The sequence below is a fragment of the Streptococcus sp. Marseille-Q5112 genome (assembly GCF_916700555.1).
GTDB classification, from domain to species: Bacteria; Bacillota; Bacilli; order Lactobacillales; family Streptococcaceae; genus Streptococcus; species Streptococcus symci.
Genome location: NZ_CAKAKP010000029.1, coordinates 1 through 3,484 on the forward strand (window position 1 = coordinate 1; position 3,484 = coordinate 3,484).

The window sequence follows — 3,484 nt, forward strand, 5'->3', positions numbered from 1 at the left end:
AATTAATAGATTGGAAATAATGCTTTCTTACCTTAACAAGTTGAATTGGTTATACATTTTTTCGTCGCAATTGTGTCTATCTCTCGAGTTTAGCTAGTTTTTATAAGCTCTGGTTTCTAATCAATATAACAAATTTTAGAAGTGCATAAGACAAGATGGTGACATTACTACAGTCATTTCTAGTCACCATATGTTGCTGGCACAGGCTGTTTGTAGTGTTGGCTATTTACTAGTCAGTTTAATCGGAGTGTTTAATTTTTATTGTTGAAAGGTTTTTATATGGCGAAAATTCTATCTTTAGGTCTGACAGGTAAGAAATTACTTGCTCAGGGGTTCTTGTTTGTTCTGCTAGGTCTCATCTTGATGGTCACGGGGACTTGGTTGCCAGTAAAGGTTATTCGACTGGTTCTGTTTTTAGCTTGGATAGCAACGGTCTTAGATTTAGTATTACGTATTTTCAAAAAAAGTCAGTCAACGGACACCTTGGGAGTTGCACTGGTTAAATTGTTAGTGCTGGGATATTTGCTTGGCTCCAATCTTGCGACGGATGTGCCGATTTATATTTTGGCTCTTGTGATTGGAGTTTATCAGATTTTTCATGCTAGTATTAACCTTGTCACCTATGTTCTCTACCGCAAAAACAAAATTCGACCTCGTTTTCGTCTCTTACTAGATGGACTCGTACTAGTTTTTCTTGGTGGGACTAGTCTTTTGTCCTCTACAGGAAATTCTGTCTTTCAACTCTTTGTATTAGGGGCTTATTTTTTCCTTTATGGTGTGTCCAATATCCGTGATGGTTTCTTGTTTGAGGGGGAAATTGGGAAAAACCATCTCAAACGTCGTATTAGAATTAGCTTACCTATTGTCCTAGCCGCTCTCATCCCTGCAAGAACTTTAGCAAAAGTTAACAAATTTATGCTGGAAAATGCTGATGAGGAAGAAGATATCCATCTTGGAATGGTGAAGTCTGGTAAGACAGCGGAGCTTGAAATTTTTGTTCATACAGCTGAGACCTCTCTGTTTTCGGCAATTGGTCATGTGGATATCTGCTATCAAGGCCGTGTTATTTCTTATGGCAACTATGATCCGTCTTCTGAGACCTTATTTGGCATGGTAGGAGATGGTGTCTTATATTTCTGTGATCGTGACAAGTACATTGACCTATGTAAACGTGAGAGTCAAAAAACGCTTTTTGGTTATGGGATAGATTTGACGCCTGAAATGGAAAAAGCAGTTCAGAAAAAGTTGGCTGAATTGAAACAACTGACGATTCCATGGGAGCCAAGTGCAGATAAAATCATGACAGGTGATGGTAAGGAAGACTACACCTACGCTTATAAAATCAGACATGAGACAGATGGGGAACTTTATAAATTTATCAAATCTAAGTTTAAATCCTACTTTGTCTTATCTACAAACTGTGTGCTCTTGGCTGATACCATAGTCGGTCAGGCTGGCACCGATATCCTCTCACCCAAAGGATTTATCGCTCCAGGAACTTACCAAGCCTACCTTAATCGAGAGTTTGAAAAACCAAATAGTATAGTCGTATCTAAACATGTTTATTAAGGAGAATTTATGAACTTAGTAAAAAAATACACCCCGTTAATACTTTTTATAGGGCTGGTTGCTCTTGTAATTCTGAATGCATCGAGCTTTATATCAGGAGCAATCTCTCTCTTTGATGTAATATCAACCTTGATTTATGGTGCTGTTATTGCTTTTGTTCTTAATGTTCCTATGAAAAAAATTGAACAGTACTTAGTTAAATTGAAGGTAAAGGCAGAGTTGCGTCGTCCGATTGCCATGGTACTTGTTTTCCTAGCTCTTATCTTAATCGTGATTGCTCTTTTGGTTTTGGTGCTGCCAACCCTAGCCCAGACTATTAGTCAGCTGGGAACAGTCCTTTCAACAGTCCTGACTCAACTTGGGAAATTGCTAGGCAGCTCGGAATTTGTAACCAAAGACATGTTGTCAACTATCGTATCAGGCATACAGGGACAATCTAGTTCTATTAGCCAAGCTTTGATAGGTTTTTTATCAGGTCTGACTAGTAATATCGGCAATATTTTTTCAAGTTTGATGAATGCCTTTTTGATTATAGTCTTCACCTTTTTATTTTTATCCAGTAAGGAACATTTGGCAGCGATGACGAGTCGACTTCTAAAAGTTTTTCTTCCAGAGAAGGTGGTGATAAAGTTGACTTACATTGGACAAGTAGCACTAGAGACTTATGACCAATTTTTGATGAGTCAGCTGATTGAAGCAGTTATCATAGGAGTTATGATAGCGGTTGGTTACAGCGTGTTTGGGATACCCTATGGAGTAATGACAGGTATCTTTGCAGGAGTGCTATCGTTCATTCCTTATGTAGGGCCTATGATTGCTTGTGTTGTGGGAGCGATTTTTATCTTCACAGTGAGTCCTACTCAAGCCTTACTTTCTCTTCTTCTATATCAAGTTATACAGCTGATTGAAGGAAACCTTATTTATCCTAGAGTTGTAGGTCAGTCTATTGGTTTGCCAGCTATTTTCACGCTTGCGGCTGCTAGTATCGGAGGGAATCTTTTCGGACTACTTGGAATGATATTCTTTACCCCCGTATTTGCTGTTATCTATCGACTGGTTAAAGAATTTGTCGTTGCAAAGGAAAATCAGGTAGATTAAGAAAAACTAAATTTAATAAGATATACTGAGAAGAGAGTGAGAGATTCTCTTCTCTTTTATTTTTAAATACTTTTCTACAAAAAGCTATTAGACGTTAAAAAAAGCCTTGGTTTCAAGGCTTATTTCTGTTGATTTAGATGTGCCCCCTGCAGGGCTCGAACCTGCGCCCCATAGCTTAAGAGTCTACTGCTCTACCAACTGAGCTAAGGAGGCAACAGAAAAAGCTGAGAATGTAACTTCCCAGCTATTTTAATATGCCCAAAATGGCAGCTAGATTATTTACGAAAGGCATCAAGGATATAGGTGAAACCAACAATTAATAATGCAAAGGCAACGACATAAACGACAAAGACACTTGTAGCTACTGGATTGAACAAAATCACTAGACCTAGTAAAAATGCAAGCAACGCTATCCACATGATATGGTTGCCAATAATAGGGAAAATCAATCCCAGACGATTGCCTTTAAAGAAAACTATAATGGCTTCTACAATTAACCAAATTCCTAAAATAGTTGGAATGACAACTGGCAGCGTCACAAAGCCATAGGCAACGAGGTAAAGAGCTAAGAGAAGATTAACAATCCCTTGGAAAAGATGAGCTGGTGAGCGAAGCACTTTTGGTACAGAGAAATAGCCTAAAATAGCTGCTATAGAAGCAACCAGTAAACCAAATGCAATCCACCAGCTGTAAGCAACAAGATTAGCTACTGGGTCTGTAAATAGAAAGAGTGCTAAAAGGACAAAAATAACTCCTGCAAGGAATAGCGATAAACGATTAGAAAATTTCATTTCAATACCATCCTGTTATATAGTAT

General features: G+C 38.2%; 3 protein-coding genes and 1 tRNA gene. 2 read left to right on the plus strand and 2 right to left on the minus strand.

All coding sequences use genetic code 11. The features are described from left to right. Nucleotides 1-279: 279 nt before the first annotated feature. A complete protein-coding gene (locus LG372_RS09680) occupies nucleotides 280-1,569 on the plus strand; it encodes a membrane protein (protein ID WP_020900385.1) in 1,290 nt (429 codons plus the stop codon). Between the two features lie 9 nt (nucleotides 1,570-1,578). Next, the gene (locus LG372_RS09685) at nucleotides 1,579-2,667 is read left to right on the plus strand and encodes an AI-2E family transporter (protein ID WP_004193676.1); all 1,089 of its coding nucleotides are present in this window, start codon (nucleotides 1,579-1,581) and stop codon (nucleotides 2,665-2,667) included. A 140-nt stretch (nucleotides 2,668-2,807) separates the two neighbouring features. Here the strand turns inward: LG372_RS09685 and LG372_RS09690 are convergent. After that, nucleotides 2,808-2,880: transfer RNA gene (locus LG372_RS09690), tRNA-Lys, on the minus strand. A gap of 62 nt (nucleotides 2,881-2,942) precedes the next feature. Then, nucleotides 2,943-3,458 (minus strand): DUF308 domain-containing protein, encoded by a 516-nt coding sequence (locus LG372_RS09695; RefSeq protein WP_225742710.1) that lies wholly within the window; start codon nucleotides 3,456-3,458, stop codon nucleotides 2,943-2,945. Nucleotides 3,459-3,484: the final 26 nt, after the last annotated feature.

Coding starts and splice junctions, on each gene's coding strand:
- LG372_RS09680 (WP_020900385.1), top strand. CDS start 280: ATGGCGAAAATTCTATCTTTAGGTCTGACAGGTAAGAAATTACTTGCT.
- LG372_RS09685 (WP_004193676.1), top strand. CDS start 1,579: ATGAACTTAGTAAAAAAATACACCCCGTTAATACTTTTTATAGGGCTG.
- LG372_RS09695 (WP_225742710.1), bottom strand. CDS start 3,458: ATGAAATTTTCTAATCGTTTATCGCTATTCCTTGCAGGAGTTATTTTT.